This window comes from Amycolatopsis sp. NPDC039088 (assembly GCF_055598845.1).
In genome coordinates this window covers 180,431-204,987 of sequence record NZ_JBVKAE010000012.1, presented here as the reverse complement: position 1 = coordinate 204,987, position 24,557 = coordinate 180,431, and the positions used below count along the sequence as shown (strand labels likewise).

23 protein-coding genes are annotated in these 24,557 nt (G+C 68.3%); 14 read left to right on the top strand and 9 right to left on the bottom strand.

The annotated features are described in order from the left end of the window. Nucleotides 1-40 precede the first annotated feature (40 nt). Both ACZ7KI_RS18145 and ACZ7KI_RS18140 read left to right on the top strand, forming a co-directional pair. A complete protein-coding gene (locus ACZ7KI_RS18145; protein ID WP_470274267.1) occupies nucleotides 41-916 on the top strand; it encodes an NAD(P)-dependent oxidoreductase in 876 nt (291 codons plus the stop codon). Between the two features lie 10 nt (nucleotides 917-926). Beyond that, the gene (locus ACZ7KI_RS18140) at nucleotides 927-1,781 is read left to right on the top strand and encodes an NAD(P)-dependent oxidoreductase (RefSeq protein WP_470274266.1); all 855 of its coding nucleotides are present in this window, start codon (nucleotides 927-929) and stop codon (nucleotides 1,779-1,781) included. 165 nt (nucleotides 1,782-1,946) lie between these two features. On the opposite strand, the gene ACZ7KI_RS18135 is transcribed toward ACZ7KI_RS18140, so the two are convergent. Further along, nucleotides 1,947-2,831, bottom strand: a complete 885-nt coding sequence (locus ACZ7KI_RS18135; RefSeq protein WP_470274265.1) for a LysR family transcriptional regulator — start codon at nucleotides 2,829-2,831, stop codon at nucleotides 1,947-1,949. A 79-nt stretch (nucleotides 2,832-2,910) separates the two neighbouring features. Between ACZ7KI_RS18135 and ACZ7KI_RS18130 the strand changes: the two genes are divergently transcribed. From ACZ7KI_RS18130 to ACZ7KI_RS18120, 3 genes are read left to right on the top strand one after another with little or no spacing between them, the layout of a single operon-like run. Further along, nucleotides 2,911-3,813, top strand: a complete 903-nt coding sequence (locus ACZ7KI_RS18130) for an EamA family transporter (RefSeq protein ID WP_470274264.1) — start codon at nucleotides 2,911-2,913, stop codon at nucleotides 3,811-3,813. Continuing rightward, nucleotides 3,810-4,430 (top strand): NAD(P)-dependent oxidoreductase, encoded by a 621-nt coding sequence (locus ACZ7KI_RS18125; protein ID WP_470274263.1) that lies wholly within the window; start codon nucleotides 3,810-3,812, stop codon nucleotides 4,428-4,430. Before ACZ7KI_RS18130 ends, ACZ7KI_RS18125 begins: the two co-directional genes overlap by 4 nt. 54 nt (nucleotides 4,431-4,484) lie before the next feature. Further along, nucleotides 4,485-5,021, top strand: coding sequence for a hypothetical protein (locus tag ACZ7KI_RS18120; RefSeq protein WP_470274262.1), 537 nt, complete (start codon nucleotides 4,485-4,487; stop codon nucleotides 5,019-5,021). 1 nt (nucleotide 5,022) lies between these two features. Here the strand turns inward: ACZ7KI_RS18120 and ACZ7KI_RS18115 are convergent, their stop codons facing one another. Continuing rightward, nucleotides 5,023-5,271 (bottom strand): hypothetical protein, encoded by a 249-nt coding sequence (locus tag ACZ7KI_RS18115; RefSeq protein WP_470274261.1) that lies wholly within the window; start codon nucleotides 5,269-5,271, stop codon nucleotides 5,023-5,025. Nucleotides 5,272-5,332: 61 nt separating this feature from the next. On the opposite strand from ACZ7KI_RS18115, the gene ACZ7KI_RS18110 reads away from it, so the two are divergent. Both ACZ7KI_RS18110 and rraA read left to right on the top strand, forming a co-directional pair. After that, nucleotides 5,333-5,932, top strand: coding sequence for a TetR/AcrR family transcriptional regulator (locus ACZ7KI_RS18110; protein WP_470274260.1), 600 nt, complete (start codon nucleotides 5,333-5,335; stop codon nucleotides 5,930-5,932). 47 nt (nucleotides 5,933-5,979) lie between these two features. Beyond that, the gene (rraA, locus tag ACZ7KI_RS18105) at nucleotides 5,980-6,465 is read left to right on the top strand and encodes a ribonuclease E activity regulator RraA (protein ID WP_470274259.1); all 486 of its coding nucleotides are present in this window, start codon (nucleotides 5,980-5,982) and stop codon (nucleotides 6,463-6,465) included. On the opposite strand, the gene ACZ7KI_RS18100 is transcribed toward rraA, so the two are convergent. The 3 genes from ACZ7KI_RS18100 to ACZ7KI_RS18090 are packed head-to-tail and all read right to left on the bottom strand — an operon-like array spanning nucleotide 6,455 to nucleotide 11,033. Next, on the bottom strand, nucleotides 6,455-7,711 hold the full coding sequence (locus ACZ7KI_RS18100; RefSeq protein WP_470274258.1) for an SGNH/GDSL hydrolase family protein: 1,257 nt from the start codon (nucleotides 7,709-7,711) through the stop codon (nucleotides 6,455-6,457). The two genes, rraA and ACZ7KI_RS18100, sit on opposite strands and share 11 nt — an antisense overlap. Further along, nucleotides 7,708-10,002, bottom strand: coding sequence for a beta-xylosidase/alpha-l-arabinosidase (locus ACZ7KI_RS18095; protein ID WP_470274257.1), 2,295 nt, complete (start codon nucleotides 10,000-10,002; stop codon nucleotides 7,708-7,710). The genes ACZ7KI_RS18100 and ACZ7KI_RS18095 overlap by 4 nt, the downstream gene beginning before the upstream one ends. Further along, complete coding sequence (locus ACZ7KI_RS18090; protein WP_470274256.1) at nucleotides 9,999-11,033, bottom strand: LacI family DNA-binding transcriptional regulator; 1,035 nt, start codon at nucleotides 11,031-11,033, stop codon at nucleotides 9,999-10,001. Before ACZ7KI_RS18090 ends, ACZ7KI_RS18095 begins: the two co-directional genes overlap by 4 nt. 133 nt (nucleotides 11,034-11,166) lie before the next feature. Between ACZ7KI_RS18090 and ACZ7KI_RS18085 the strand changes: the two genes are divergently transcribed. The 4 genes from ACZ7KI_RS18085 to ACZ7KI_RS18070 are packed head-to-tail and all read left to right on the top strand — an operon-like array spanning nucleotide 11,167 to nucleotide 17,285. Beyond that, entirely contained in the window at nucleotides 11,167-12,459 is a 1,293-nt protein-coding gene (locus ACZ7KI_RS18085; RefSeq protein WP_470274255.1) for an ABC transporter substrate-binding protein, read from the top strand. Then, nucleotides 12,456-13,421 carry a carbohydrate ABC transporter permease gene (locus ACZ7KI_RS18080; RefSeq protein ID WP_470274254.1) on the top strand — a complete coding sequence of 322 codons (966 nt, stop codon included), beginning with the start codon at nucleotides 12,456-12,458 and terminating at the stop codon, nucleotides 13,419-13,421. The genes ACZ7KI_RS18085 and ACZ7KI_RS18080 overlap by 4 nt, the downstream gene beginning before the upstream one ends. Continuing rightward, nucleotides 13,421-14,239 carry a carbohydrate ABC transporter permease gene (locus ACZ7KI_RS18075; RefSeq protein ID WP_470274253.1) on the top strand — a complete coding sequence of 273 codons (819 nt, stop codon included), beginning with the start codon at nucleotides 13,421-13,423 and terminating at the stop codon, nucleotides 14,237-14,239. The genes ACZ7KI_RS18080 and ACZ7KI_RS18075 overlap by 1 nt, the downstream gene beginning before the upstream one ends. Nucleotides 14,240-14,267: 28 nt before the next feature. Further along, the gene (locus tag ACZ7KI_RS18070; protein WP_470274252.1) at nucleotides 14,268-17,285 is read left to right on the top strand and encodes a glycosyl hydrolase 115 family protein; all 3,018 of its coding nucleotides are present in this window, start codon (nucleotides 14,268-14,270) and stop codon (nucleotides 17,283-17,285) included. Here the strand turns inward: ACZ7KI_RS18070 and ACZ7KI_RS18065 are convergent. Further along, a complete protein-coding gene (locus tag ACZ7KI_RS18065) occupies nucleotides 17,246-18,295 on the bottom strand; it encodes a LacI family DNA-binding transcriptional regulator (RefSeq protein ID WP_470274251.1) in 1,050 nt (349 codons plus the stop codon). The genes ACZ7KI_RS18070 and ACZ7KI_RS18065 overlap by 40 nt on opposite strands. A gap of 38 nt (nucleotides 18,296-18,333) precedes the next feature. Between ACZ7KI_RS18065 and ACZ7KI_RS18060 the strand changes: the two genes are divergently transcribed. Beyond that, nucleotides 18,334-19,350: an endo-1,4-beta-xylanase gene (locus ACZ7KI_RS18060; protein WP_470274250.1), complete on the top strand. Its 1,017-nt coding sequence runs from the start codon at nucleotides 18,334-18,336 to the stop codon at nucleotides 19,348-19,350. A gap of 271 nt (nucleotides 19,351-19,621) precedes the next feature. On the opposite strand, the gene ACZ7KI_RS18055 is transcribed toward ACZ7KI_RS18060, so the two are convergent. The 3 genes from ACZ7KI_RS18055 to cmtR are packed head-to-tail and all read right to left on the bottom strand — an operon-like array spanning nucleotide 19,622 to nucleotide 21,250. Beyond that, nucleotides 19,622-20,233: a class I SAM-dependent methyltransferase gene (locus tag ACZ7KI_RS18055; RefSeq protein WP_470274249.1), complete on the bottom strand. Its 612-nt coding sequence runs from the start codon at nucleotides 20,231-20,233 to the stop codon at nucleotides 19,622-19,624. Between the two features lie 10 nt (nucleotides 20,234-20,243). Next, a complete protein-coding gene (locus ACZ7KI_RS18050; RefSeq protein WP_470274248.1) occupies nucleotides 20,244-20,912 on the bottom strand; it encodes a cation efflux transmembrane domain-containing protein in 669 nt (222 codons plus the stop codon). Then, a complete protein-coding gene (gene cmtR, locus ACZ7KI_RS18045; protein ID WP_465466105.1) occupies nucleotides 20,909-21,250 on the bottom strand; it encodes a Cd(II)/Pb(II)-sensing metalloregulatory transcriptional regulator CmtR in 342 nt (113 codons plus the stop codon). Before cmtR ends, ACZ7KI_RS18050 begins: the two co-directional genes overlap by 4 nt. 498 nt (nucleotides 21,251-21,748) lie before the next feature. Between cmtR and ACZ7KI_RS18040 the strand changes: the two genes are divergently transcribed. Continuing rightward, complete coding sequence (locus ACZ7KI_RS18040; RefSeq protein WP_470274247.1) at nucleotides 21,749-23,170, top strand: family 2B encapsulin nanocompartment shell protein; 1,422 nt, start codon at nucleotides 21,749-21,751, stop codon at nucleotides 23,168-23,170. Then, nucleotides 23,167-24,555, top strand: a complete 1,389-nt coding sequence (locus ACZ7KI_RS18035) for a family 2B encapsulin nanocompartment shell protein (RefSeq protein WP_470274246.1) — start codon at nucleotides 23,167-23,169, stop codon at nucleotides 24,553-24,555. Before ACZ7KI_RS18040 ends, ACZ7KI_RS18035 begins: the two co-directional genes overlap by 4 nt. Nucleotides 24,556-24,557: the final 2 nt, after the last annotated feature.

Below are 24,557 nucleotides of genomic sequence, written 5' to 3'. Positions count from 1 at the left end.
CCCACAGCGATCCGTGCGCGGGCGGCGTCACGGTGGACCCATGACCGAACACGGAAAGACCCCGGTGACCGTACTGGGGCTGGGCGCGATGGGAACCGCGCTCGTAGAGGCACTGCTGGCCGCGGGACATCCGGTCACCGCGTGGAACCGAACCCCCGGCCGCGCCGAGGGCGTGGCGGCGAAGGGAGCTTCGGTCGCTTCGACCGTCTCCGAGGCTCTCGCGGCGAACAAGATCGTGATCGCGTGCCTGCTCGACTACGACTCGGTGCACGAGGTCCTCGACCCGGTCGCGGCCGGACTCGAAGGACGGCAGCTGATCAACCTGACCAACGGCACCCCAGGCCAGGCGCGCGAGATGAGCGCGTGGGCCGCGGAACTGGGCGCGGAGTACCTGGACGGCGGGATCATGGCCGTCCCGCCGATGATCGGCACGCCCGCGGCGTTCATCTTCTACAGCGGCTCGGGCTCCGTCTTCGGCCAGGCCCGTACCGCGCTCGACACCTTCGGCGGCGTCAACTACCTCGGGGCCGACCCCGGACTGGCGCCTCTGCACGACATCGCGCTCCTCAGCGGGATGTACGGCTACTTCGTCGGCGTCATCCAGGCCTTCGCGCTGGTCGGCTCCGCCGGAGTGAAAGCGAGGGAATTCGCTCCGCTGCTTCGCGGCTGGATCGACGCGATGAGCGGCTTCCTTGAGCGCTCGGCCGAACAGATCGACGACGGCGACTACGTGACCGATGTCGTGTCGAACATCGCGATGCAGGCCGGGGCATACCCGAACCTGGCGAAGGCCGCCGAGGAACAGGGCGTCAGCGCCGAGTTGCTCACACCACTCCAGTCGCTGATGGATAAGCGGGTCGCGGCCGGACACGGCGCCGAAGACCTGATCGGCGTCATCGAACTACTGAAGAAGTAAGGAAAGAACAGTGATCACACTGATCGGGCTCGGCCCGATGGGACAGGCCATGGTCCGGGTTCTCCTGGAGAACGGGCACGGCGTGACCGTCTGGAACCGCACCGCCGGCCGCGCGGACGGCGTCGTCGCTGCCGGTGCCGTGCGTGCCGAGACACCTGCCGACGCGGTGGCGGCGTCAGAGCTGGTGCTGCTCAGCCTCACCGACTACGCGGCGATGTACGACATCCTCGGCAAAGCCGAAGATGCGTTGACGGGCAAGGTGATCGTCAACCTCAGCTCGGATACCCCGGAGAAGACCCGCGAGGCCGCCGACTGGGTCAAGGCCCGCGGCGGGCAGTTCATCGCGGGTGGCGTGATGGTGCCCGCCCCGTTGGTGGGCAAGGAGGAGGCGTACGTCTTCTACAGCGGCCCGTCCGAGGTGTTCGAGAAGCACCGCGACACCCTCGCGCTGATCGGGCGGGCGGACTTCCTCGGCGAGGACGTCCGGCTGGCCCAGCTGTTCTACCAGGCACAGCTGGACATCTTCCTGACCTCGCTCTCGGTGTTCCTGCACGCGAGCGCGTTGATCCGCTCGGCCGGGGTGCCCGTCCAGAAGTTCGTCCCGTACGCCAAGGACAACTTCGCGATGATGGCCTACTACCTGGAGGACGCCGCCAAGCAGGTCGAGGAGGGCGAGCACCCCGGTGACGAGGCCAACGTGACGATGATGGGCGCGACCGCCGACCACATCGTCCAGGCGAGCCGGGACGCCGGGATCGACGTCGTTCTGCCCGAGGCGGTCAAGTCGCACTACGACCGGGCGATCGCCGCGGGGCATGGACGTAGCTCATGGACCAGCCTTTACGAGGTCATCAAGGAAGGCTGACGCTTCGGCTGATTTAGCAGGTCGGCTCCACCGGCGCCCACGTCGGTGCCTAAGACAGGTTGAGTCTCCGTAATCGTCCTTTGTGGACAAGCATGGACCGCCCCCTGCCTACCCTCAAGGTAGTGAAGGCCTCCTTACCTACCTTGAGGGTAGGGAAGGGGACCTTCACGGCAGCGAGCCGATCACGACACCCAGCACCTCCAGAAACGCCTTCGCCGCGGGAGTGACCGTGTGCCGGTTCCAGACGAGATGCTCGATCCGCGCGGGCGCGTCCGTCACCGGGACGATCACCACACCGGTCAGGTTCGGCACGTAGTTCGACGGCAGCAGCGCGACACCGAGCCCTTGGTGGATGAGCCGCGCCATGAAATCGGCGGCGGTCACCTCGAAGGCGACCTCCCGGGTAACCCCCGCGGCGGCGAAGGCCTGATCGGTCTGTGCTCGCCCGGCCGACCCGGTCGGGAAGTCCACGAACACTTCCGACGAAAGCCGGTTCAAGTCCACTTCGGACTCATTCGCGAGAGGATGACCGGGCGCCACCACGGCGACCAGCTCGTCGTGGGCCAGTTCGCAGGTGCCGACGCCTTCCGGCCGATCCGACACCGGGAGGCCGAGGAAAGCGACCTCGATCGCGTTGTCCTTGACCTGCTCCACCAGGTGTCCGCTCGCGCCGACCCGCAGGCCGATCCGGACCTGCGGATAACGCCGGTGGAACGTCTGCAGCGCGGCAGGCACGTCGACCGCCGCGACGGTCGGGATGACGCCGACGGTCAGCCGTCCCCGGACCTCGCCGACGGCGGCGGCGACCTCCGCTCCCGCCCGCTCGGCGGCGTCGAGGCATTGGCGGGCGGCGGGCAGGAACGCCTCGCCCGCGGCGGTGAGCCGCACCCGGCGGCTGGTGCGCTCGAACAGCCGCGCGCCGAGCTCCCGTTCCAGCCGGGCGATCTGGTGGCTCAACGCCGATTGCACCACGAGGCACCGTTCGGCGGCGCGCGTGAAGCTGTTGGTCTCCGCCACCGCCACGACGTAGCGCATCTGCTGAAGCTCCATGGATCTATCTTGAATCACGATGGATCAAGTGACAAACATGTGTTGGACTCATTGATGCTCGGCGACGAAGCTGAAAAGCGTGAAAACGCTGACGACCACCCCGCTCGCCGCCGGACTCACCGGCACCGCGATGACCGCCTTCGCTCCCGTGGTCTGGGGAACGACCTACGTGGTCACCACTGAACTCCTCCCGCCGGGGCACCCGCTGTTCGCCGGTCTCATGCGCGCTCTGCCCGCGGGCTTGATCGCGCTGGCCATCACGCGCACCTTGCCGCGCGGCACCTGGTGGCTGAAGGCCGCCGCACTCGGTGTCCTCAACATCGGGATGTTCTTCCCTCTGCTGTTCCTCGCCGCCGAGCGGCTACCCGGCGGTGTCGCCGCCACCCTCGGCGCGGCTCAGCCGCTCCTCGTCGCCGCCCTCGCCGTCGCCGTTCTGAGGCAGAGTCCGTCCGCGTGGCGGTTCGCCTGGGGAATCGTCGGGATCGTGGGCGTCGGACTGGTCGTGATCGGCCCCGCGGCGGGCTTCGACATCGTCGGGGTCCTCGCCGGACTCGGTGGCGCCGCGACCATGGCGCTCGGCGTCACGCTCACCAAACGGTGGGGACGCCCGTCGGACGTCGGCCCGACGGCGTTCGCCGCGTGGCAGCTCACCGCTGGCGGACTGTTCCTGGTGCCGGTGACCTTCCTGATCGAAGGCGCGCCGCCCGCCATCGACCTGAACGCGGGACTCGGTTACCTCTGGCTCGGCCTGATCGGCGGCCTGCTCGCCTACGTCCTGTGGTTCCGGGGCATCACCTCGCTGCCGGTCACCTCGGTCGCCGTCCTGGGCCTGCTCTCGCCGATGGTCGCCGCGGTACTCGGCGCCGCGCTGCTGGGCCAGTCGCTCGGCCCCGTCCAGCTCGTCGGCTTCGCTCTCGCGCTGGCGTCGATCGTCGCAGGCCAGATCACCCCGAAGACCAAGCGGGAAGGTGTCGTCCGATGAAGATCGCCGTCGTCGGAGCGTCGGGCATGGTGGGTTCCCGCGTCGTCGCCGAGGCCGTCGCTCGCGGTCACCACGTCACGGCCGTGTTCCGCGGTACCCCACCCGAATTTCCCCACCCGGGCGTCGAGGTCGTGCGCGGCGACGCCACCGACATCGACCGCATGAGCGGCGTCTTCGCCGGCGTCGACGCCATCGTGAGCGCGACAAGACCCGCTCCCGGCGCGGAAGACACCGTCGCCGCGACCATTACAGCCCTGCTCGACGCCGCGGCGGGCACCCGCGTGCTGGTCGTCGGCGGCGCCGGACCGCTGCGCTCGCCCGCCGGCGGACTTGTCATCGACGACCCTGCCTACGTGCCGCCGGAGTGGCGGACCATCGCCTCGGCCAGCACTGCTCAGCTGCAGGCATGCGAGGCGCACGCGGGGGACTGGGTGTACCTCAGTCCGCCCGCGATACTCGAACCCGGGAGCCGGACCGGTTCCTATCGCCGGGGGACGACCACGATTCTGACCGCGGCCGACGGCTCGTCCCGGATCTCCGCCGAAGACCTCGCGATCGCCGTCGTGGACGAGCTGGAGCAGCCGCGAAACGAAAGACACTTTACTGTCGGCTACTGAGGCAACCTGACCGCGGCATCGAGCGTGCTCTCCGTGACGACTTGGGGAGATTCGATGCAGCAGTATCCATTGCGAGAAAACGAACACGTGTTGTGGAACGGTTCGTCCCAGCGGCGGCAGAAGTGGTTTCATGAGCACACGGGCCTGGTGTTGCTGGTCCTGCTCTTCCCCCTGGCCGTCGTCTTGCAGCTGGTCCTCTTCAAAAACTCCGCGATGGTGCCGATGTACACCGGACTGCTGGCCGCGTTCTTTTCCGTGGGATACCAGCGACTGGTCGACCGGCGTTCCCGGGCACGGGCCATGACGTACGTGGTCACGAATCAGAGGATCATCTTCGCCGTGAACTGGCCGAACGGCTCGGAGTACCGGTGGATCGGGCTCAACTGGCTCCCGTCGGAACCTCGAGTGCGTGCCGATGAGAGTGGCGTCGGCACGATCCTGTTCGGAAGCAGCTGGAGCCGTTGGCGGTCCCGCGAGAACGAACTCCGTGGCGCGTGGGTACCCCCGGTTCCGGAGTTCTACCAGATCGCCGACGCCCAGCGAGTCGCCGAGCTGATCGTCAACGCGCGGGCACAGCTGGTCGCCGCGTGACTCAGCCGCCGCGACCGTCTCGCCACCGCAGCTTCGGCGGGTCGCCGGGTGAGGGCGTCTCGGGACTCCGTTCGGCCTCGATCTGGATCTCGATGTTGGTCTTGTGCGCGATCGGGTCCCAGATCTCCTCGATCGGCGCCAGCAAGGACTGACTGACCCCTGCCCGGCGGGCACGTGCGGCGTACCACGCGAATCCGGCCAGGAAGAGCGGCAGGCTGAGAAACGCGGCCAAGGGGGCCAAGAGCTCCATGGCTCCCACGCTACAGTAACATCATGTTTCTAGAAACGTAGTGTTACTGAATTGGTGGACGATGACCAGGCTGACCCGGGCCGAGCAGCAGCGACGCACCCACGAACACCTGTTGGACGCCGGACGACAGGTGTTCCTGCGCCGTGGTTTCCTGGCGGCGACAGTCGAGGAGATCGCGGCCGACGCCGGCTACACCCGCGGCGCCGTCTACAAACATTTCGGCGGCAAGGAAGGGTTGTGGCTGGCGATCATCGAAGCCAACGCCGAAACCCATCTCCAAGGACTGCGGGATGCCCTCGCCAAGGCCACCACCCGCGACGAGGTGATCGCTGCGCTGGCGCCGGTCGACGTCGCGGACAAGGACGCGGCCAAATGGAGCGCGGCGGCCGCGGAGGTGCTCGCCGCGACGGCGCAGCAACCCGAGAACGCCACCATGATCGCCGCCATCCAACGGCGTCACGACGACGAGGTCGTCGCCCTGCTCGAGGAGCATTCTAAACGTCTGCGCCTCGAACCCGCGATGCCGCTGCACCAGGCGGTCGTCATGCTGGGCGCCCTGGGCATCGGTCTCGCCCTGCGCCAGACCGTCGCTCCGGCGGCCGACCCCGCCGCCATCCTCAGCCACGTGCTGGACACGGTGTTCCCGCCGCCGTCCACGTGACCGCGCACACGGCGCAGGACGGCCGGATACACCTACACTCAGGCGCCGTGATCGATTCCTTCACCACCGCCGACCTCGTCGACGAGCACGGCGACCGGCTGCGCGTCTGCGACACCCAGTTCCGCCAGTTCGGCGGGCACCGGAAGTTCTCCGGCCCGATCCGGACGATCTCCTGCCACGAGGACAACGGCCTGGTCAAGAAGCTGCTGGCCACCCCTGGCGAGGGCTGCGTCCTGGTTGTCGACGGCGGCGGTTCCCTGCACAGCGCGCTCACCGGCGACATGATCGCGAAGTCCGCCGTCGACAACGGCTGGGCGGGCGTGATCGTCAACGGCGCGGTCCGCGACAGCGCCGAACTGGCCGAACTCCCGCTCGGAGTGAAGGCCCTCGGCACCAACCCCCGCAAGAGTTCCAAGGCGGGCGCCGGCGCCGTCGACGTCCCGGTCGGCTTCGGGGGAGTGACCTTCACCCCCGGCGACACGCTCTACTCCGACGACGACGGCGTCGTGATCCTCCCCGCGATCACCGCCTGAACAGGCTCGCCGGAACGCTGTCCGCCAGCGCCCGGTATCCGGCCGGGCTCAGATGCAGGTGGTCGCCGACGTCATAGGCGGGCAGCAGCCGGGACGGAACCTGCGGATCCCGGGCGACCCGGTCGAAATCCAGTACCGCCTCGAACCGGCCGCTCGTGCGGATCCAGGTGTTGACCGTCTGCCGCGTGGCTTCGCGAGCCGGGGCGTCGTAACCGGTGTTGCCGCCGAACGGCGTCAAAGTCGCGCCGTAGACGCGGATCCCGTGCGCTTGCGCCCGGACCACGATCTGGTCGTAGGCGTCGATCAGATCGGCGGCGACCTGCCGTTGCGCTTCCGGGGTCGCGGCCGCGGTGCCGATGTCGTTGACACCCTCGAACACCACCAGCCACGAAACCCCGCTCTGTGCCAGGACATCCCGGTCCAGGCGCGACAGCAGATTCGGGCCGAGGCCGTCCGCGAGCACCCGATTGCCACCGGCTGCCTGGTTCAGCACGGCGACCCCGGGCAACCCCAGCCGATCCGGCCACCGGTCGTTGCCGTTGGTGGTCGACCCGCGCCCGTCGGTCAGCGAGTCGCCGACGATGGCCGCCGCCTCCGTCCTCTTCGGACCGAACACCTCGGCGCCGCTGAGGAAGTACCAATGATCGACCGGCGTCGCGCCGGGCAGCACCGCGTCCGACACGTGATCGCCCGCAAGCAGATGCGACGTCGTGCGAGAGCCGGGATGCGAGGTGATCGCCGTCGATGCCTGCCCTCGGGCGAAGTAGGTCGTCACCGTCACGTTCTCCTGAGCGCGGACGGAGAAGTCCAGCGGATCGGAGACGACCAAGGCGCCGGCCGGGACGACGGCACCGGGCTTGCCCCGGAAGGTCACCGGCCGCGCTGTGCCCGGTTCGATCCCCGCGGCACCAGCCTTTCCACCGAGCGGTGCGGCGACCGACACCGAGGTGATCGGCAGCGGCGCACCCCCGAAGACGTTGGAGAAGCGCAACCGGATCCGGTCACCGCCCACCGAAAAGCGCACGGTCTGCCGAAGGGTCGTGTCCGGCAGCACGACACCGTCCCGGACGAACTCCGCGGGCGGCATGTTGCCGGGTTCGGTGAGCTGCGGCATCGCGGTCCAGGTGTGCACCCAGTGCCGCGCGGCACCAATGGACTGCTGAGTGGACTGCTGACCGGACGCGGGAGCACTGGCGGTCACCACCGCCAGTACCGCGAGCAGGCTGACGAGCCAGTTGCGTCTCATGCGAAATCCGGTGACAGGACCCGGTCGAAGCCGACCTCGCGGCGCGGACCGGTCAACGTGCAGGGGATGGCCTCGACGATCCGCGCACTCGACGTCCCGACCCGCAGCTCGACGTCGCCGGGTTCGACGATCCGCTTGCCCGCACGTCCGGTGTAGGACGTCAGATCGGCGTGTAGCCCGATCTCGACGACCTCGGTCACGCCAGGGGCCAGATCGACCCGCTTCGCCGCGATCAGCTGCTGGACCGGACGAGCCACCTCCGCCACCGGGTCATGCAGGTAGATCTGGACGACTTCGGTCGTGGGCCTGCCGGATTCGTTGCTCAGGGTCACCCGGACCCGGCAGCTGCCGTCCGTCGGCCACGACGGATCCGACACGGTGACGTCGTCCCAGCTGACGTCGGCGTAGGAAAGCCCGTGCCCGAACGGGAACAACGGGGTCGGGTCGACCGTGCTGACCTCACTGCGCAGCCCGAGCGGCGCCGTGAGGTAGGTCGACGGCTGGGACGCCTCCTCGCCGGGAAACCCGACCGGGAGCCTGCCGGACGGATTGATCCGTCCACTGAGGACATCCGCCAGCGCGACCGCGCCCTCTTCGCCGGGGTAGAAGCCGCACACGATCGCGGCGAGGCGATCGGCCTGCCGCGAAAGCTCGTACGGCCGTCCACAAAGGAGCAGCAAGACCACCGGTGTCCCGGTCGCGAGAAGGGCTTCGAGCAGTTCTTCCTGTCGTCCAGGCAGTTTGAGGTCCGAAGCGTCGCACCCCTCACCCGAGGTGCCGCCGCCGAACAGGCCCGCGCGATCGCCCAGCACCGCGACGCAGATTTCCGCCTCCTTGGCCGCTGCGACGGCGGCCGCGATGTCCTCGTCCTCGCCGCCGAGCACCGGGCAGCCGAGGGCGTAGGTGACTTCGTGGTCCTCGCCGAGCGCGTCGAGCACGGTCGGAACCGGTACCCCGAACGGGACCTCCGGATGGTGCACGCCGACGTGCATCGGGAACGAGTAGCAGCCGAGCATCGCGCCGGGCTCGTGGGCCCGTGGGCCGACCACCGCGATCCGGCGGCCGGGTGCGACGGGAAGGATGCCGTCGTTCCGCAGCAGCACGATCGAACGTTCGGCGATCTCCCTCGCCAGCGCGCGGGATTCTGGATCGTCGAGGTCGATCTCCTCCGGGACCTCCGGCGCCCAGTCCTCGTCCAGCAGGCCGAGTTCGCACTTCTGCAGCAGGACCCGCTCCAGGGCGCGGTCGACGACGGCGGCGTCGACCGCGCCCCGCTCCACCGCGGCGAGCAGTGGCTCGCCGTAGCAGTCCACAGTGGGCAGTTCCACGTCGATCCCGGCGTCCAGCGCCTGCCGGGCGGCATCGCCGCGATCGGCCGCTACACCGTGCAGCTTGTACAGGAACGAGACGGAGAAGTAGTCCGCGACCACGGTTCCCGCGAATCCGTAGGTGTCGCGCAGCAGATCGGTGAGCAAGGCGGTGTCCGCGGCGGAAGGGACGCCGTCGTTGTCGATGTAGGCGTTCATCACCGACCGGGCGCCCGCGCGCAGCGCCATCTCGAACGGCGGCAGCAGCACGTCGGCCAGTTCCCTCGGCCCGACCGACACCGGCGCGAGGTTGCGACCGGCGCGCGAAGCCGAGTAGCCGACGAAATGCTTGAGCGTCGCGATCACTCCGGCGGATTCGAGCCCGGCCACATAAGCGGCGCCGATCGTGCCGACCAGATGCGGATCCTCGCCGATGGTCTCCTCGACACGTCCCCAGCGCAGGTCACGTGCCACGTCGAGGACCGGTGCGAGCCCTTGGTGGGCACCCAGACGGCGCATCGTTTCGCCGATCCGTGCCCCCATCCGATACACGAGATCCGGGTCGAAACTCGCTCCCCAGCACAGCGGTGACGGGTAGATCGTGGCCTGCCAGGCGGCGACACCGGTGAGCGTCTCCTCGTGGACCAGCGCCGGGATGCCGAACCGGCTGCTCGAAACGATCTCGCGCTGGGTGCGGGCCAGGCTGCGCGCGCCGATCACCGGATCGACCGGCCGGGTGCCGTACACCCTGGTCAGCTGACCGATACCGTGCTGCACGAGGCCGTCCCAGTCCAGCGCCGCCTCGGCGAAGTCGTGCTGGTGCGGGGCCATCTCGCCGCCGGAGTCGATGCCGACCCAGACGCCGTAGAGCTGAGCGAGCTTCTCCCGCAAGGTCATCCGGTCCAGCAGTGCACGGACCCGGTCCGCGGGATCCGCGGTCGTGTCGTGCCATGGCCGGGGTGACGCGCTGGGCTGCGTGGTCAAGGCCGTCCGCCCTTCGTCTGAGTGTCGAGGGCACGCGTCGAACGGCGCACCACGAGACCGGTGGAGAGAGTGATGTGGGTTTGTTCCTCTGGTTCCCCGCTGATCAGCGAGATCAACAGGGTGATGGCGCGGTGGCCCATCTCGCGGATGGGCTGGTCCACTGTGGTCAGTGGCGGGCTGCACAGCGCGGACTCGGGGACGTTGTCGAAGCCGACCACCGACAGGTCGTCCGGTACGGACAAGCCGAGTTCCGCGGCGGCCCCGACGGTCGCGATCGCCGAGATGTCGTTGGCGGCGAACACCGCCGTCGGCCGATCTTCGCTGGTCAGCAGTTCGTGCGCGGACCGGGCGGAGACCTCCGGATCGTAGGCCCCGAGCCTGATCAGGTCCTCGTCGATCGGCACACCCGCCGCGGTGAGCGCCCGCAGGTACCCGGTCTTGCGCAGTTCGGCCGATTCGAGATCCGGCCGTCCGGCGAGGAAACCGATCCGTCGGTGGCCGAGATCCAGCAGATGCTGCGTCGCCAGCTGCGCGCCGCGCAGGTTGTCGGAATCGATGGTGGGCACCGTGGAGGGCCCGGTGTGCGGATCGACGGCGACCACCGGGGTACCGGGGACGGCCTCCAGCGAGGCCACCGGCGTGACCAGTACCGCGCCGTCGACCAGCGTACCGGAAAGCCTTGACAGGTAACGCTTTTCCCAGCCCGAAAGATCACCGGTGCGGCCGCCCGCCGAGTACACGACCAGTTCGTAGCCGGTGCCCCGGATGGCGTCCGCCGCGCCCTTGAGCAATTCGGTGGAGAACGGTTCGAGGTCGGCGACCAGGATCCCGATCACGTTCGTCTTGTGGTTGCGCAGGCTTTGGGCGACCAGGCTCGCCTCGTAGCCGAGTTCGTCGATCACCGCACGGACCTTGGCCAGGGTCGCGGCGGCGACGCCGTAGCGGTCGTTGATCACTTTGGACACCGTGGCCACGGAGACGCCGGCACGAGCCGCGACGTCACGGATCGTGACCCTCGAACTGGGCTGCATGCGCTCAGACTAGCCATGTAAAACGTTATCGACAACGATTGACATAGGAATTCGAGGCGCGCAAACTCATCGCCAGTCCGGGCGCAGTCACGCCCCGTCCTACTCGGCCGAAGTCGTCAGGAGTGGACTCACCATGTTTTCGAACCGCCGAATCCTCGCCGCCGCCGCGCTCGCGGCAGCCGTCCCGCTCGCGCTCGCCGGCTGCTCTGGGGGCACCGAGACCGCGGCCGAGCCCAGCGGGCCGGTCACCCTCACCTGGTGGCACAACGGCACCACCGACCCGATCAAAACGATCTGGGCCCAGGTCGTCGCCGACTACCAGAAGGCGCATCCCGAAGTGACGATCAAGGGACAGCCGCTGCAGAACGAGGAGTTCACCACCAAGGTCCCGCTCGCACTGCAGTCGAACGAGCCACCGGACGTCTACCAGTCCTGGGGCGGCGGCGAACTGGCCTCGCAGGCCACCTCGGGCAAGGTCGCGGACCTGACCGACGCGGCGAAGGGCTGGCTCGGTTCGGTGGGCAAACTCGCCGAGAGCTGGCAGGTCGACGGCAAGCAGTACGGAGTTCCGTGGGAGCAGCACTTCGTCGGTTTTTGGTACCGCAAGGACCTTTTCGCGCAAGCCGGGGTCACCACTCCGCCGTCCACAATGGACGAGTTCAACGCCGCCGTCGCCAAGCTCAAGCAGGCGGGCATCACGCCGATCGCGGTCGGCGGCAAGGACCGCTGGCCGGACGCCTTCTACTGGAACTACTTCGCGCTGCGGGCCTGCTCGGCCGACACGCTGAAACAGTCGGTCAAGGCGGTGAAACTCGAGGATCCGTGCTGGACCAAGGCCGGACGCGACCTCCAGGCGTTCCTGGCCACCCAGCCGTTCCAGCCCGGGTTCACCGGCACCCCCGCCCAGCAGGGCGCCGGCAGTTCGGCGGGGCTGGTGGCCAACGGCAAGGCGGCGATGGAACTGCAGGGCGACTGGGAGCCCGGCACGATGTCCTCGCTCACCGAGGACAAGGACCTCGACTCGAAGGTGGGCTGGTTCCCGTTCCCGTCGGTACCGGGCGGAGCCGGTGATCCCGCCGCGGTGCTCGGCGGCGGCGACGGTTTCTCCTGCACCACCCGCGCGGCCAAGGCCTGCGCGGACTTCCTGCAGTACCTCGGCAGTGAGCCGGTGCAGAACCAGCTCGCGGCGAAGGGCGCCGGACTGCCGATGACCGCGTCGGCGGCCAAGTCCCTCAAGACCGAGTCGCTGAAGACCGTCTTCGACTACGGGCAGAAGGCGCCGTACCTGCAGATGTACTTCGACAAGGCGTTCCCGACCGCGGTGGGAGCCGCGCTCAACGACGCCGTCGCGGACTTCTTCGCCGGACAGGGCACCCCGGAAGGCATCGTCGAAGCGGTGAACAAGGCCGCGGCGGGCGACAAGTGACGGCGACGGACACGCGGGTGCGGGCGGCGGCGCGGCCGCCCGCACCCGCGGTCCGGACGCGACGACCAGGCCTGCGCAAGAAGCTGGAACTGGCGTTCCTGCTCGGGCCCGCGCTGGTGCTGTTCGTCGGGTTCGTGCTGGTCCCGATCGGGATCGCGGCGTTCTACAGCCTCTACGAGTGGAACGGTTTCGGTCCGCTCGACGACTTCGTCGGTCTCGACAACTACACCGACGCCCTGTCCGGGTCGGTGTTCCAGGGCGCGATCGGGCACAACCTGATCATCGCGGGACTGTCCCTGGTGGTCCAGCTGCCCTTGTCCATCGGGCTCGCGTTGCTGCTCAACCGCAAACTACGCGGCCGCGCCGTTCTCCGCGCCCTCGTGTTCGCGCCGTACGTGCTGTCGGAGGCGATCACCGCGGTCATCTGGCTGCTGATGCTGCAGCCGGACGGCTTCGTGGACCAGATGTTGCGCGGAATCGGCCTCGGCGGGCTGGTCCAGCACTGGCTCGCCGACCCGGGGATCGTCCTCTACACCCTGTTCGCGGTGATCACCTGGAAGTACATCGGCTTCGGCATCATCCTGCTGCTGGCCGGGCTCCAGGGCGTGCCCGCCGAACTGCGGGAAGCCGCCGCGCTCGACGGCGCGTCGGCCTGGCAGACCACCCGGCACGTGGTGCTGCCGCTGCTCGGGCCGACCATCCGGATCTGGGTGTTCCTGTCGGTGATCGGTTCGCTGCAGCTGTTCGACCTGGTATGGATCATGACCCTCGGCGGACCGGCGAACGCGTCGGCGACCATGGCGACCTATCTGGTCGACCACGGGTTCAAACGGTACGAGTTCGGGTTCGGCAGTGCCGTCGCGGTGATCCTGTTCGTGGTCTGTTTCGTCTTCGCGCTGCTGTACCAGCGTTTCGCCCTGCGCCGCGACACCGACGGCGCGCTGACCAGGATGGTGGGCTGATGCGCCGCGCCGGGACGCCGATCGGATACGTCGCCGCGATCGCCGTCCTCGGGACCACCGTGGTGCCGCTGCTTTTCGTGGTGCTGGGCGGGTTTCGCACCACCGCGCAGATCAACGCCTCGCCCGCCGGCTTGCCGGGGCCGTGGGTCTGGGACAACTACGCGGCGATCCTCGGCTCGTCGGCGTTCTGGACGTTCCTGGGCAACAGCGCGCTGATCGCGGTCATCGCGACGACGTTGACCGTCGTGCTGGGGTCGATGGCGGGGTACGCGCTGTCGCGGTACGACTTCAAGGGCCGCGAGGGTTTCTACACGCTGTTCACCCTCGGCCTGCTGTTCCCGCTCGGGGTGGCGACCCTGCCGCTGTACCTGTGGCTGCGTCAGCTGGGGATGCTGGAGAGTTTCTGGGGCGTAGCGATCCCCGAAGCCGCGTTCTCGCTGCCGGTCACCATCGTGATCCTGCGGCCGTTCATGCGGGCGATCCCCGGCGAGATCGAGGACGCCGCCGTACTCGACGGAGCGAGCAGGCTCGGCTTCTTCTGGCGGATCCTGCTGCCGCTGTCCGCGCCCGCGCTCACCACCGTCGCCGTCCTCGCCTTCGTGACCAGCTGGAACTTCTACCTGCTGCCGTTGCTGGTGTTCAACGATTCCGCGAACTTCACGCTGCCGCTCGGGGTGGCGACGTTCCAATCCCAGTACTCGCAAGACACCGCACGCGTGCTCGCGTTCACCGCGCTGTCGATGATCCCCGCGCTCGCGTTCTTCGTGCTCGCCGAACGCCGCATCGTCGGCGGACTGACCGGATCCGTGAAGGGCTAGTTTCCCACTAGTTTCCAGGAGGTCGAAGATGACGTCCGACGAGCAAGCCGTGCACCGCAGGGATTTCCTGCGGCTGCTCGCCGTGCTGGGCGCAGGTACCGCGTTCACTCCGGGAGTCGCCGAGGCGGCCCCGGGGAAGGGCGGATTCCCGCTGGTCGCGCGGGGCAAGGCCGCGACACTGGTGGTGAGCTCCCGCGACAAACCGGGGGTACGCCGGGTGGCCGGTGATCTCCGGGACGACATCGAACGAGTCACCGGCATCCGGCCGGAGCTGGTGTTCGACCGGCCGCCGGAGTCCGGGCCCGTCGTGCTGATCGGCACGCTCGGACACAGTCCGCTGGTCGACGACCTCGTGGCCGCGCGGAAGCTGGACGTCACCGGGATCGCGGGGAAGTGGGAGACGTCGCTGAGCCAGGTCGTCGACGGCAGGCTCGTCCTCACCGGCAGTGACCAGCGCGGCGTGATCTACGGCGTCTACGAGGTGTCCCGGAGGATCGGTGTCTCGCCCTGGTACTGGTGGGACGACGTGCCGGTGCCGCGTTCCGACGAGTTGTCCGTGTCCGGGGCGCGGTTCAGCCTCGGGACACCGCACGTGAAGTACCGCGGGTTCTTCATCAACGACGAGAACCCTGCACTGGGCACCTGGGCTCCGTCCCATTTCGGACCGGGTCACGCGCCCGGCTTCCCCAACGGGTTCAACAGCGCCTTCTACGCGAAGGTGTTCGAGACCTTGCTGCGGCTCAAGGGAAATTACCTGTGGCCGGCGGTATGGGGCCGCGCCTTCGCCGAGGACGATCCGCTCAACCACGCCACGGCCAAGGAGTACGGCGTGGTCATGGGCACGTCGCACGAGGCGCCGATGATGCGCGGGATCGAGGAATGGAACCGGCACGCGTCCGCGGGTCATGACCCGTACGGCGGCACGGGGGAGTGGAGCTTCCGCCGCAACGCCGAAGCGGTCAAGGCCTACTGGGCCGACGGTATCCGGCGCATGGTCCGCGAGGACTTCGAAGGCGTGGTCACACTCGGGATGCGCGGCAACGGCGACGTCAGCCTGCCCGACGGCGACGGGATCGAGCTGATGCGGGAGATCCTGGCGGCCGAACGGGAGATCCTCGCCCGCGAAACCGGCCGCGACCTGACGACGTTGCCGCAGGTCTGGACGCTCTACAAGGAGGTCCAGCGGTATTGGGAGAAGGGACTGCGGCCGCCGGACGACGTCATCGTCGTGTTCACCGACGACAACTGGGGCAACATCCGCAAGCATCCCGACCAGGCACTGCCACGGCATCCGGGCGGATACGGGCTCTACTACCATTTCGACTACGTCGGCGGCGGCCGGAACTACAAGTGGGTCGACACGAATCTCTTGCCGAACGTCTGGGAGCAGCTGCACCAGGCCGTTGCCTACGGGACCGACCGGTTGTGGGTGGTCAACGCCGGGGACATGAAGGGCAACGAGCTACCGCTGCAGTTCTTCCTCGACTATGCCTGGGATCCGCGGGCCTTGCCGCTGGAACGACTGTCCACTTGGGAGCGCGGGTTCGCCGAGACGAACTTCGGGCCGGGTACGGCGGCGGCGATCGCCGAGGTACTGCACACCTACGGGCGGCTGCAGTCCCGCCGCAAACCCGAATTGCTCAACCGCCGGATCACGCCGGGAACGCCGATCGTGTACGACGATCAGGCGACACCGTTCAGCCTCGTGAACTACCGCGAGCTGGATCTCGTCACCGAGGAATGGCAGAAGCTCAGCGCGAAGGCCGAGAAGATCTCCGCCCGGCTGCCCGCCGCCTACCGAGACGCCTACTACGAACTCGTGCTCTACGCGGTGAAGGCGTCGGCCAACCTCTACGCGCTGCGGCGCGCCGAGTTCACCAATCTGCTGTACGCGGCGCAGGGAAGGGCCTCGGCCAACGACCTCGCCGCGGTCACCGAAGCCCGGTTCGCCGACGACCTGGCGCTGGCGGAGAAGTTCAACACCGGGATCGCGGGCGGGAAATGGCGCGGCTTCCAGACCCAGCCGCATATCGGGTACGGCGACGTCGCCCGCTACGGCCCGAACGCGCCCTGGCAGCAGCCCGAAAAGAACAACGTCGCCCTGCCGGACGAGATCTTCCCCGCCGTGCGGCGGATCGACCTGCCGGAGGCCGCCGAACTCGGCGTCGCCGTCGACGGCTCCGAGCAGTGGTGGCCCGCCGCGTCCGGCACCCCGCGGCTGCCCGAGTTCAGCCCGTTCCAGAGCGCGCCGGGCCAGTACATCGACGTGTTCAACCGGGGGCGGACGCCGTTCCGCTGCACCGTGACCGCCGACGTCCCCTGGGTGCGGACCGAACCGCGCGGAGGCCGCGTGGACAAGGAACTCCGGATCGCCGTGAGCGTCGACTGGACCCGTGCGCCACGAGGGACCACCACGGTCCCGCTCACCGTGTCCGGCGCGGGTCGGCAACTGCGGGTCGAGGCGGTCGTCCGTAATCCGGAACTGCCCGGCTCGTGGCGGCGCGGATTCATCGAGGCCGGGGGATACGTGTCGATGGAGGCCGAGCACCACACGGCGAACATCGGGACGGCCGGGGTGTCATGGCGGCATATCCCGGACATCGGCCGTACCGGCGGTGGGATGACGCCGTTCCCGGTGACGGCTCCGAGCCAGGCGCCCGGCGGGGGTCCGCGTCTGGAATACCGGATGACGCTGTTCACCCCGGGGACCGTGACCGTCTGGGCTTTCCTGTCGCCGCGAAGCAACGTTCTCTCCGGCGACGGGCTTCGGTACGCGGTGTCGTTCGACGACGCGGATCCGGAGGTCGTGAACATCACCAAGGCGACCGGCGCCGACGACATGACCATGAACCGGCAGTGGGAATGGACCACGTCGGACAACGTGAACCTGACTTCGACCCGGCACGTGATCGGCTCGCCGGGGCCGCGTGTGCTGAAGTTCTGGATGGTGGACCCGACGGTCGTGGTGCAGAAACTGGTGGTCGACACCGGCGGGCTGAGGCACAGTTACCTCGGGCCGCCGGAGAGCCTCCGGCTGGGCACGTGACCGGCCGGAGGCGCGGTGCTGTCGCGGACGACGAGGCAGGTGGCGAGTTCGATGCGGTGGCTCTCCGGTACGCGGCCCCTCGCCAGCGAGATGGCGAGCCGGGCGCCGGCGGCGGCCATCTGCCGCAACGGCTGGCGGATCGTGGTCAGTTCCGGGGTCAGCCAGCAGGCGAGCGGCAGGTCGTCGAAACCGATGACGCTCAGGTCGTGCGGAATGCGCAGGCCGGCGTCGCGCGCGGCTTCGTAGACGCCGAGCGCCTGCAGGTCGCTGCCGGCGAAGACGGCGGTCGGCCGGTCGGGCAGGGCGAGCAATGAGGTCAGCTGCCGGTAGCCGGAGCGCGGATGGAAATCGCCGCGGCGCACCAGGGCCGGGTCGAAGGCCTGACCGGCGGCCTCCAGCGCGGCGCGGTAGCCGTCCATCCTGGCGCGGCTGCACAGAACCCCGTCGGGGCCGCCGATCACCGCGATCCGCCGGTGCCCGAGGTCGAGCAGATGGCGGGTGGCGGTCAGCCCGCCCTGCCGGTTGGTGGCGCCGACCGAAGGCGTCTCGGGTCCGGGCTGCCCGGCGGGGTCGATCACCACCAGCGGGATGTCACGGGATCGCAGTTTCGCCAGCTGACCGGCGGTGAGGTCGGAACAGACCGAGACGATGCCGACCGGGCGGCGGGTGAGCACGCTTTCCAGCCAGTCGTGCGCGGGGGTGTGGCGGCCCGACGACTCCGCGAGGACGACCGACATCCCGTTCTCGCGGGCGACGCTCTCCACACCGCGAATGATTTCCAGCGCCCAGGTGCTTTCGATTTCGTGGAACATCAGTTCAAGCAGTCGTGACCGCTGCGATCTTTGGTCGGCGCGTCGCCGATAGCCGTATTTCCGGATCAATTCCTCCACCCTCGCCCTGGTTTCGTCGGCGACGTCGGAGTGGCCGTTGACGACCTTGGAAACGGTCGGCACGGATACCCCGGCTTCGGCGGCTATCCGGCTGATGGTGATCCGAGGTTCCGTTGACATGTCAGTGATTCTACGTCCGATCAACGAAAAGGAGACCCATGAAGAACACGATCCTGGCAAGACGAGCGGTCGCTCTTTTGGTCGCCGTCGCGGGTATTTCGGTGTGGAACTCGATCCCGGCTTCGGCCGCCGGTCCGCTGAAGCACATCACGAATCGCTACGTCGGCAGCGCCGTCGCGGCCAATCACCTCGCCAATGAAGCCGATTACCGTTCCGTGCTCACCCGCGAATTCGACAACGTCACCCCGGAGAACGAGATGAAATGGGGTGTCGTCGAGGCGAACCGGGGCCAGTACGACTGGTCCGGCGCGGACGCGATCGTCGACTACGCCCGGCGGAACGGCAAGTCGGTCCGCGGGCACACGCTCGTCTGGCACAGCCAGCTTCCCGACTGGGTGAGCACCCTCGGGGCCGGTGAGCTGCGGTCGGTGGTGCGGCGGCACATCACCACGGAGATGGGCCGGTACAAGGGCAAGATCCGGGCTTGGGACGTGGTCAATGAGATGTTCAATGACGACGGCACCCGCCGGTCGTCGGTGTTTCAGCAGAAACTCGGTGACGGCTACGTCGCCGACGCGTTCCGCTGGGCCCGCGCGGCGGATCCGGCGGCGAAGCTGTACATCAACGACTACAACACCGAAGGGCTCAACGCGAAGAGCGACGCCCTGTACAACCTGGTGCGGACACTGAAACAGCAAGGCGTGCCGATCGACGGCGTCGGCTTCCAGGCACATTTGGCCATTCAGTACGGTTTCCCCGGCGGTTACCAGGCGAACCTCGCCCGGTTCGCCGCGCTGGGTGTCGACGTCGCCATCACCGAGGCCGACGTCCGCATCCCGCTGCCGGCCGACAGCACCAAGCTGAACACGCAGGCGAGCTACTTCAAGCAGCTTTGGGACGGCTGCCACGCCGTGGCGCGGTGCGTGGAGTTCACGACCTGGGGCTTCACCGACCGCCACTCGTGGGTGCCGGACACTTTCCCCGGAGAGGGCGCGGCGTGCCTGTTCGACACGAACCTGCGGCCGAAACCGGCTTACACCCGCATCAACCCCTGAGCGTGCCCGCACGGCGGTCGTGAGTGGCGACTCGGGCCAAGGCCAAAGGTGTCTTAGGTACCTACATCGGGCGGCACGCGTGATTGAACGGAGGGCGCGTGTGTCCAGCCGGATGACTCGCGGCGGGACCTGCTGCTTCCGCGTGTCATCCATCCAGTCACACGTGCCCTCCGTCGGATCACACGCGCCCTCCATCCAGCCACGCGAAACCACCCACTGTAAGTCACCTCACCAGGATCGGAGGTGCGGACGAAATTCCCATGACAGCCGTTCACTTGCGGGCGACGAGCCGTTCCACCAGCCCGAGTTTGAACCGTTCCCGTTTCTCGACGGTCAGGCCGAGTGCGCCGAGCTTCTCCGCCGGGCGGCGAAGGAAGTGCTCTCCCGCCATCGGCACGGTGATCTTCTCGGTGAGCCATTGCAGGCCGCGGATCGCACGCGACGAACTCGCGATGTGGTCGAGCAGGATGAGCCGTCCACCGGGCCGGAGGACGCGGGCCATTTCCCGCAGCGCCTTGTCGTGGTCGGGGATGGCGCAGAGCCCGAGCGTGCAGACCACGGTGTCGAACGAACCGGCCTCGAAGGGCAGGTCGTGGGCGTCGGCCCGCCGTAGCGTCACCGGGTGGCCGAGGCGTTCGGCGCGGCCGCGGGCGATGGCGAGCATGCCGTCGCTGAGGTCGATGCCGGTGAGGGTGACGCCGTCGGGATAGAGCGGCAGGTTCAGTCCTGTCCCGACGGCGACCTCGAGGACGTCACCGGTGGCCTGGCCGCAGGCCCATGCCCGGGAATCCCCGAACAACTTTTGGTCGAAGAACTGCATTTCCCGGTCGTAGTTCCGGGACTTGCCGTCCCAGTAGCGGTTCCAGCGCGCGGGCCGGGTCATGGCGTTCCTCTCAGCAGCAGTGCTCGCCACGCCAGGCTTCGCGGCCTTCCTTGATCGCGACGGCGGCGATGACGAGCGCGACCAGCGGATCCGCCCAGTACCAGCCGAGGAGGCTGTTGAGCAGCAACCCGACGAGCAGCACACCGGAAAGATAGGTGCAGAGCAAGGTCTGTTTCGAGTCGGCGACGGCACTCGCGGAGCCGAGTTCGCGCCCGGCGCGGCGCTGAGCGAGGGACAGGAACGGCATCACGAGCAGCGAGATCGCCGCCAGCACGATGCCGACGGTGGAGTGCTCGGCCTGGTCTGCGCCGAACAGGGCGCGTACAGAGTCGACCGTGACGTAGGCGGCCAACGCGAAGAAGGACACCGCGATGACCTTGAGCGCGGTGCGTTCATGGGCTTCGGGGTCCGCGCCCGAGAACTGCCAGGCGACCGCCGTCGCGGAGGCGACTTCGATGACGGAGTCCAGACCGAAGCCGATCAGCGCGGTCGAGGAGGCCATGGTGCCTGCCGAGATGGCGACGACGGCCTCGATGACGTTGTAGGTGATCGTCGCCGCGACCAGGAGTCGCACCCGGCGCGAAAGCAGCGCGCGTCGATCCGGGTCCACCGTGGACGTCGTGGTGCAGCAGCCATCCGTGCAGCCACCGGTCTCGAGGGGAAGAGCGCGCTCGGTCATCGGAGCACCCGGAGGCTGGTGTCGTCGTCGACGCAGGGCTCGGCCGTGTCGACGGCGAGCACGACCTGCACCAGTTCACGGAGTGCGCGGGCGAGATGCTCGTCGGCCAGTGCGTAGCGGACTTGCCGGCCTTCGTAGGTGGCCACGACCAGTCCGCAGCCCCGCAGGCAAGCGAGGTGGTTCGACACATTGGACCGGCTCAGGCCGAGTTGTCCGGCCAGCTGACCGGGGTAGCTCACGCCGTCGAGCAGGGCGACCAGGATCTTGCACCGGTTCGGGTCGGCGAGGGCACGGCCCAGCCGGGCGAGCGCGGCACCGTGGGTTTCACACGTCAGCACGGCCAGGACTGTACAGCCACGGCTGATATATCAGCAAGGGCTGAACTATGACCCGTGCGTACAAGGAGCCGGTGGTCGCTCGGGAGTGGACTGACCCGACGGAGTGTCCGAACGCGACCCTCTGTTTCGTCGCTGTCTGTCAAGTCGCCGTCGAACATGCACGGAGAGGCGACCCGGAAGAGATCGTCCCGCCCACTCCAACGGCCGTATCACCGGTACCGCAGGGAGTTTCGCGGCGGCTTCGCATAACACCTCAGAACAAGTACTGGACCGATTGCGTGAGCCCTTTCATTTGCCGAGTGACGTTGACAAAAGCTTTCTTCGGCAACGTCGAAATCGGCATTCGGGTGGCCTTTTTTCATTACCCGAAAGTGCGCTTGTGCGGGCAAAACACCTTGCTATGTTGATCCCTGCGGGGCCGTCACCTCGGGGAATACCGGCACTCCGCGATTTGTGGATCTTGTTTGTTCGCATGACTATCGAAGGGTGGACCTTGCTGTGACCGTGACCGAATCGGACACTTCCGCCGAAGGTGTCCAGGGGCCGGGAAATCCGCAGCTGAGTTTGGGCCGGGCCGCCGCGCGCAACCTGGCGACCACGACCAAATCCGTCCCGCAGATGCAGGGCATTTCGTCCCGGTGGCTGCTGAAGATGCTCGAATGGGTTCAGGTCAACGGTGGCGCTTATCGGGTCAACCGGCGGCTCAATTACGCGGTCGGCGACGGACGGGTCACGTTCTCGAAGACCGGATCCGAAGTGAGCGTCATCCCGGCGGAACTCGGGGAACTGAAGCCGCTCAAGGGTTACGACGACGAAGAGGTTCTCGCCGAGCTCGCCCGCCGCTTCGAACAGCAGGAGGTGGCCGCCGGCGACGTGCTCGTCGAGTTCGGTCACCGCGCCGACCGGGTCTACCTCATCGCGCACGGCAAGATCACCAAGACCGGCCCTGGCCCCTACGGCGACGAGACCGCGCTCGGCGTGGTCAAGGACGGCGACTACTTCGGCGCGCAGGCACTCGTCGCCGACGACGGCATCTGGGAGTTCACCGCCAAGGCGGCCACGGCCTGCACCGTGCTGACGCTGACCCGCCAGGCCTTCGAACGGATCCTGGAGCAGTCCGAATCACTGCAGGCACAGATCGAGCAGGCAACGCAGGACACCGGGCGCGCCAACGACTTCGGCGAGGCCGAGATCGACATCTCCTCCGGCCACGACGGCGAGCCGCTGCTGCCCGGCACCTTCGTCGACTACGAGACCTCACCGCGGGAATACGAGCTGAGCGTCGCCCAGACCGTGCTGCGGGTGCACAGCCGTGTCTCCGACCTCTACAACCAGCCGATGGACCAGACCGAGCAACAGCTCCGCCTGACCATCGAGGCGCTGCGTGAGCGGCAAGAACACGAGATGATCAACAACTCGGACTTCGGTCTGCTCCACAACGCCGACTTCGCCCAGCGGATCGCGACGCGCACCGGCCCGCCGACTCCGGACGACTTCGACGACCTGCTCGCGCTGGTGTGGAAGGAACCCGGCTTCTTCCTCGCGCATCCGCGCACGATCGCCGCGTTCAGCCGCGAGTGCAGCAAACGCGGTATCTACCCCACCGGCGCCGACCTCGGCGGGCACAAGGTGCCGTCCTGGCGCGGGGTCCCGATCCTGCCGTGCAACAAGATCCCGGTGAGCCAGAGCAACACCAGCTCCGTACTGCTGATGCGCACCGGCGAGAAGAACCAGGGCGTGGTCGGCCTGCGCCAGATCGGCCTGCCCGACGAGTACGAGCCGGGGCTGAACGTCCGTTTCATGGGAATCTCGGAGCAGGCGATCATCTCCTACCTCGTCAGCACGTACTACTCCGCCGCCGTGCTCGTGCCGGACGCGCTGGCCGTGCTCGAAGCCGCCGAACTCGGTCGCGAAGGATGACCGCCACGACGCCGGAGACCGACCGGCGGCTGAGTCTCGGCCCCGCGGCCGCGCGGAACCTGGCGACGACCACCAAGACGCGGCCGCAGATGCAGAGCATCACGCCGCGCTGGCTGTTGAAGATGCTGCCCTGGGTCGAGGCGAGTGGTGGCACCTTCCGGGTCAACCGGCGGCTGACCTACGCCATCGGTGACGGGCGGGTGAGCTTCACCAACGTCGGCACCCAGGTGCGGGTCGTCCCCCAGGAGCTGTCGGAACTGGCGCTGCTGCGGGGTTTCGACGACGAGGACACGCTCACCGCGCTCGCCGACCGCTTCGTGCAGCACGAGTACCGGCCCGGTGACACGATCGTCGGCCACGGTACCCCGCTCGACGAGGTCGTGCTGGTCGCGCACGGCAAGGTCGCCAAGGTGGCGCCGGGTGAGTACGGCGGCGAGGCGACCATCGGCAGCATGGCCGACGGTGATCACTTCGGTGAGGAAATGCTCGCCGGGATCGACCGGAACTGGCCGTACACGGTCAAGGCCATCACCCCGGTGATCGTGCTGACCCTGCGCGCCGAGGACTTCGCCGACCTCAACGGCCGGTCCGAGGCGATGCGCCGCCATGTGCAGGACATGCTGGCGCAGGGCACCAAACCCCAGAACGCCAGGGGTGAGGCGGAGATCGGGCTGTCGTCCGGGCACGACGGCGAGCCACCGCTGCCGGGCACGTTCGTCGACTACGAGATCTCGCCGCGCGAATACGACCTGGCCGTCGCGCAGACGTCGCTGCGCGTGCACACGCGGGTCACCGATCTCTACAACGGGCCGATGGACCAGTTCGACGAGCAACTCCGGTTGACCGTGGAGGCGCTGCGGGAGCGGCAGGAGTACGACCTGATCAACAACCGCGAGTTCGGGCTGCTGCACAACGCCGACCTCAAGTCGCGGTTCCAGACCCGGTCGGGTCCGCCGACACCCGACGACATGGACGAACTCGTCAGCCGCCGCCGCAAGACGAAGTTCTTCCTCGCCCATCCGCGCGCGATCGCCGCGTTCGGCCGGGAATGCACGCGCCGCAGCCTGTACCCCGAGGGCACCACGGTCGACGGCAAGGTGGTCGCCGCATGGCGCGGGGTGCCGCTGCTGCCCTGCGACAAGATCCCGATCACCGACGCGGGTACTTCGTCGATCCTCGCCATGCGGACCGGCATGGAGGACAACGGCGTGATCGGGCTGCGCCAGACCGGCCTGCCCGACGAGTACGAGCCGGGCCTGAACGTGCGGTTCGACGGAATCACCGAGCAGGCCGTGGCCACCTATCTGGTCAGTACCTACTATTCCGCCGCCGTGCTCGTGCCCGACGCGCTCGGCGTCCTGGAGAACGTCGAGGTCGCGCGGTGACC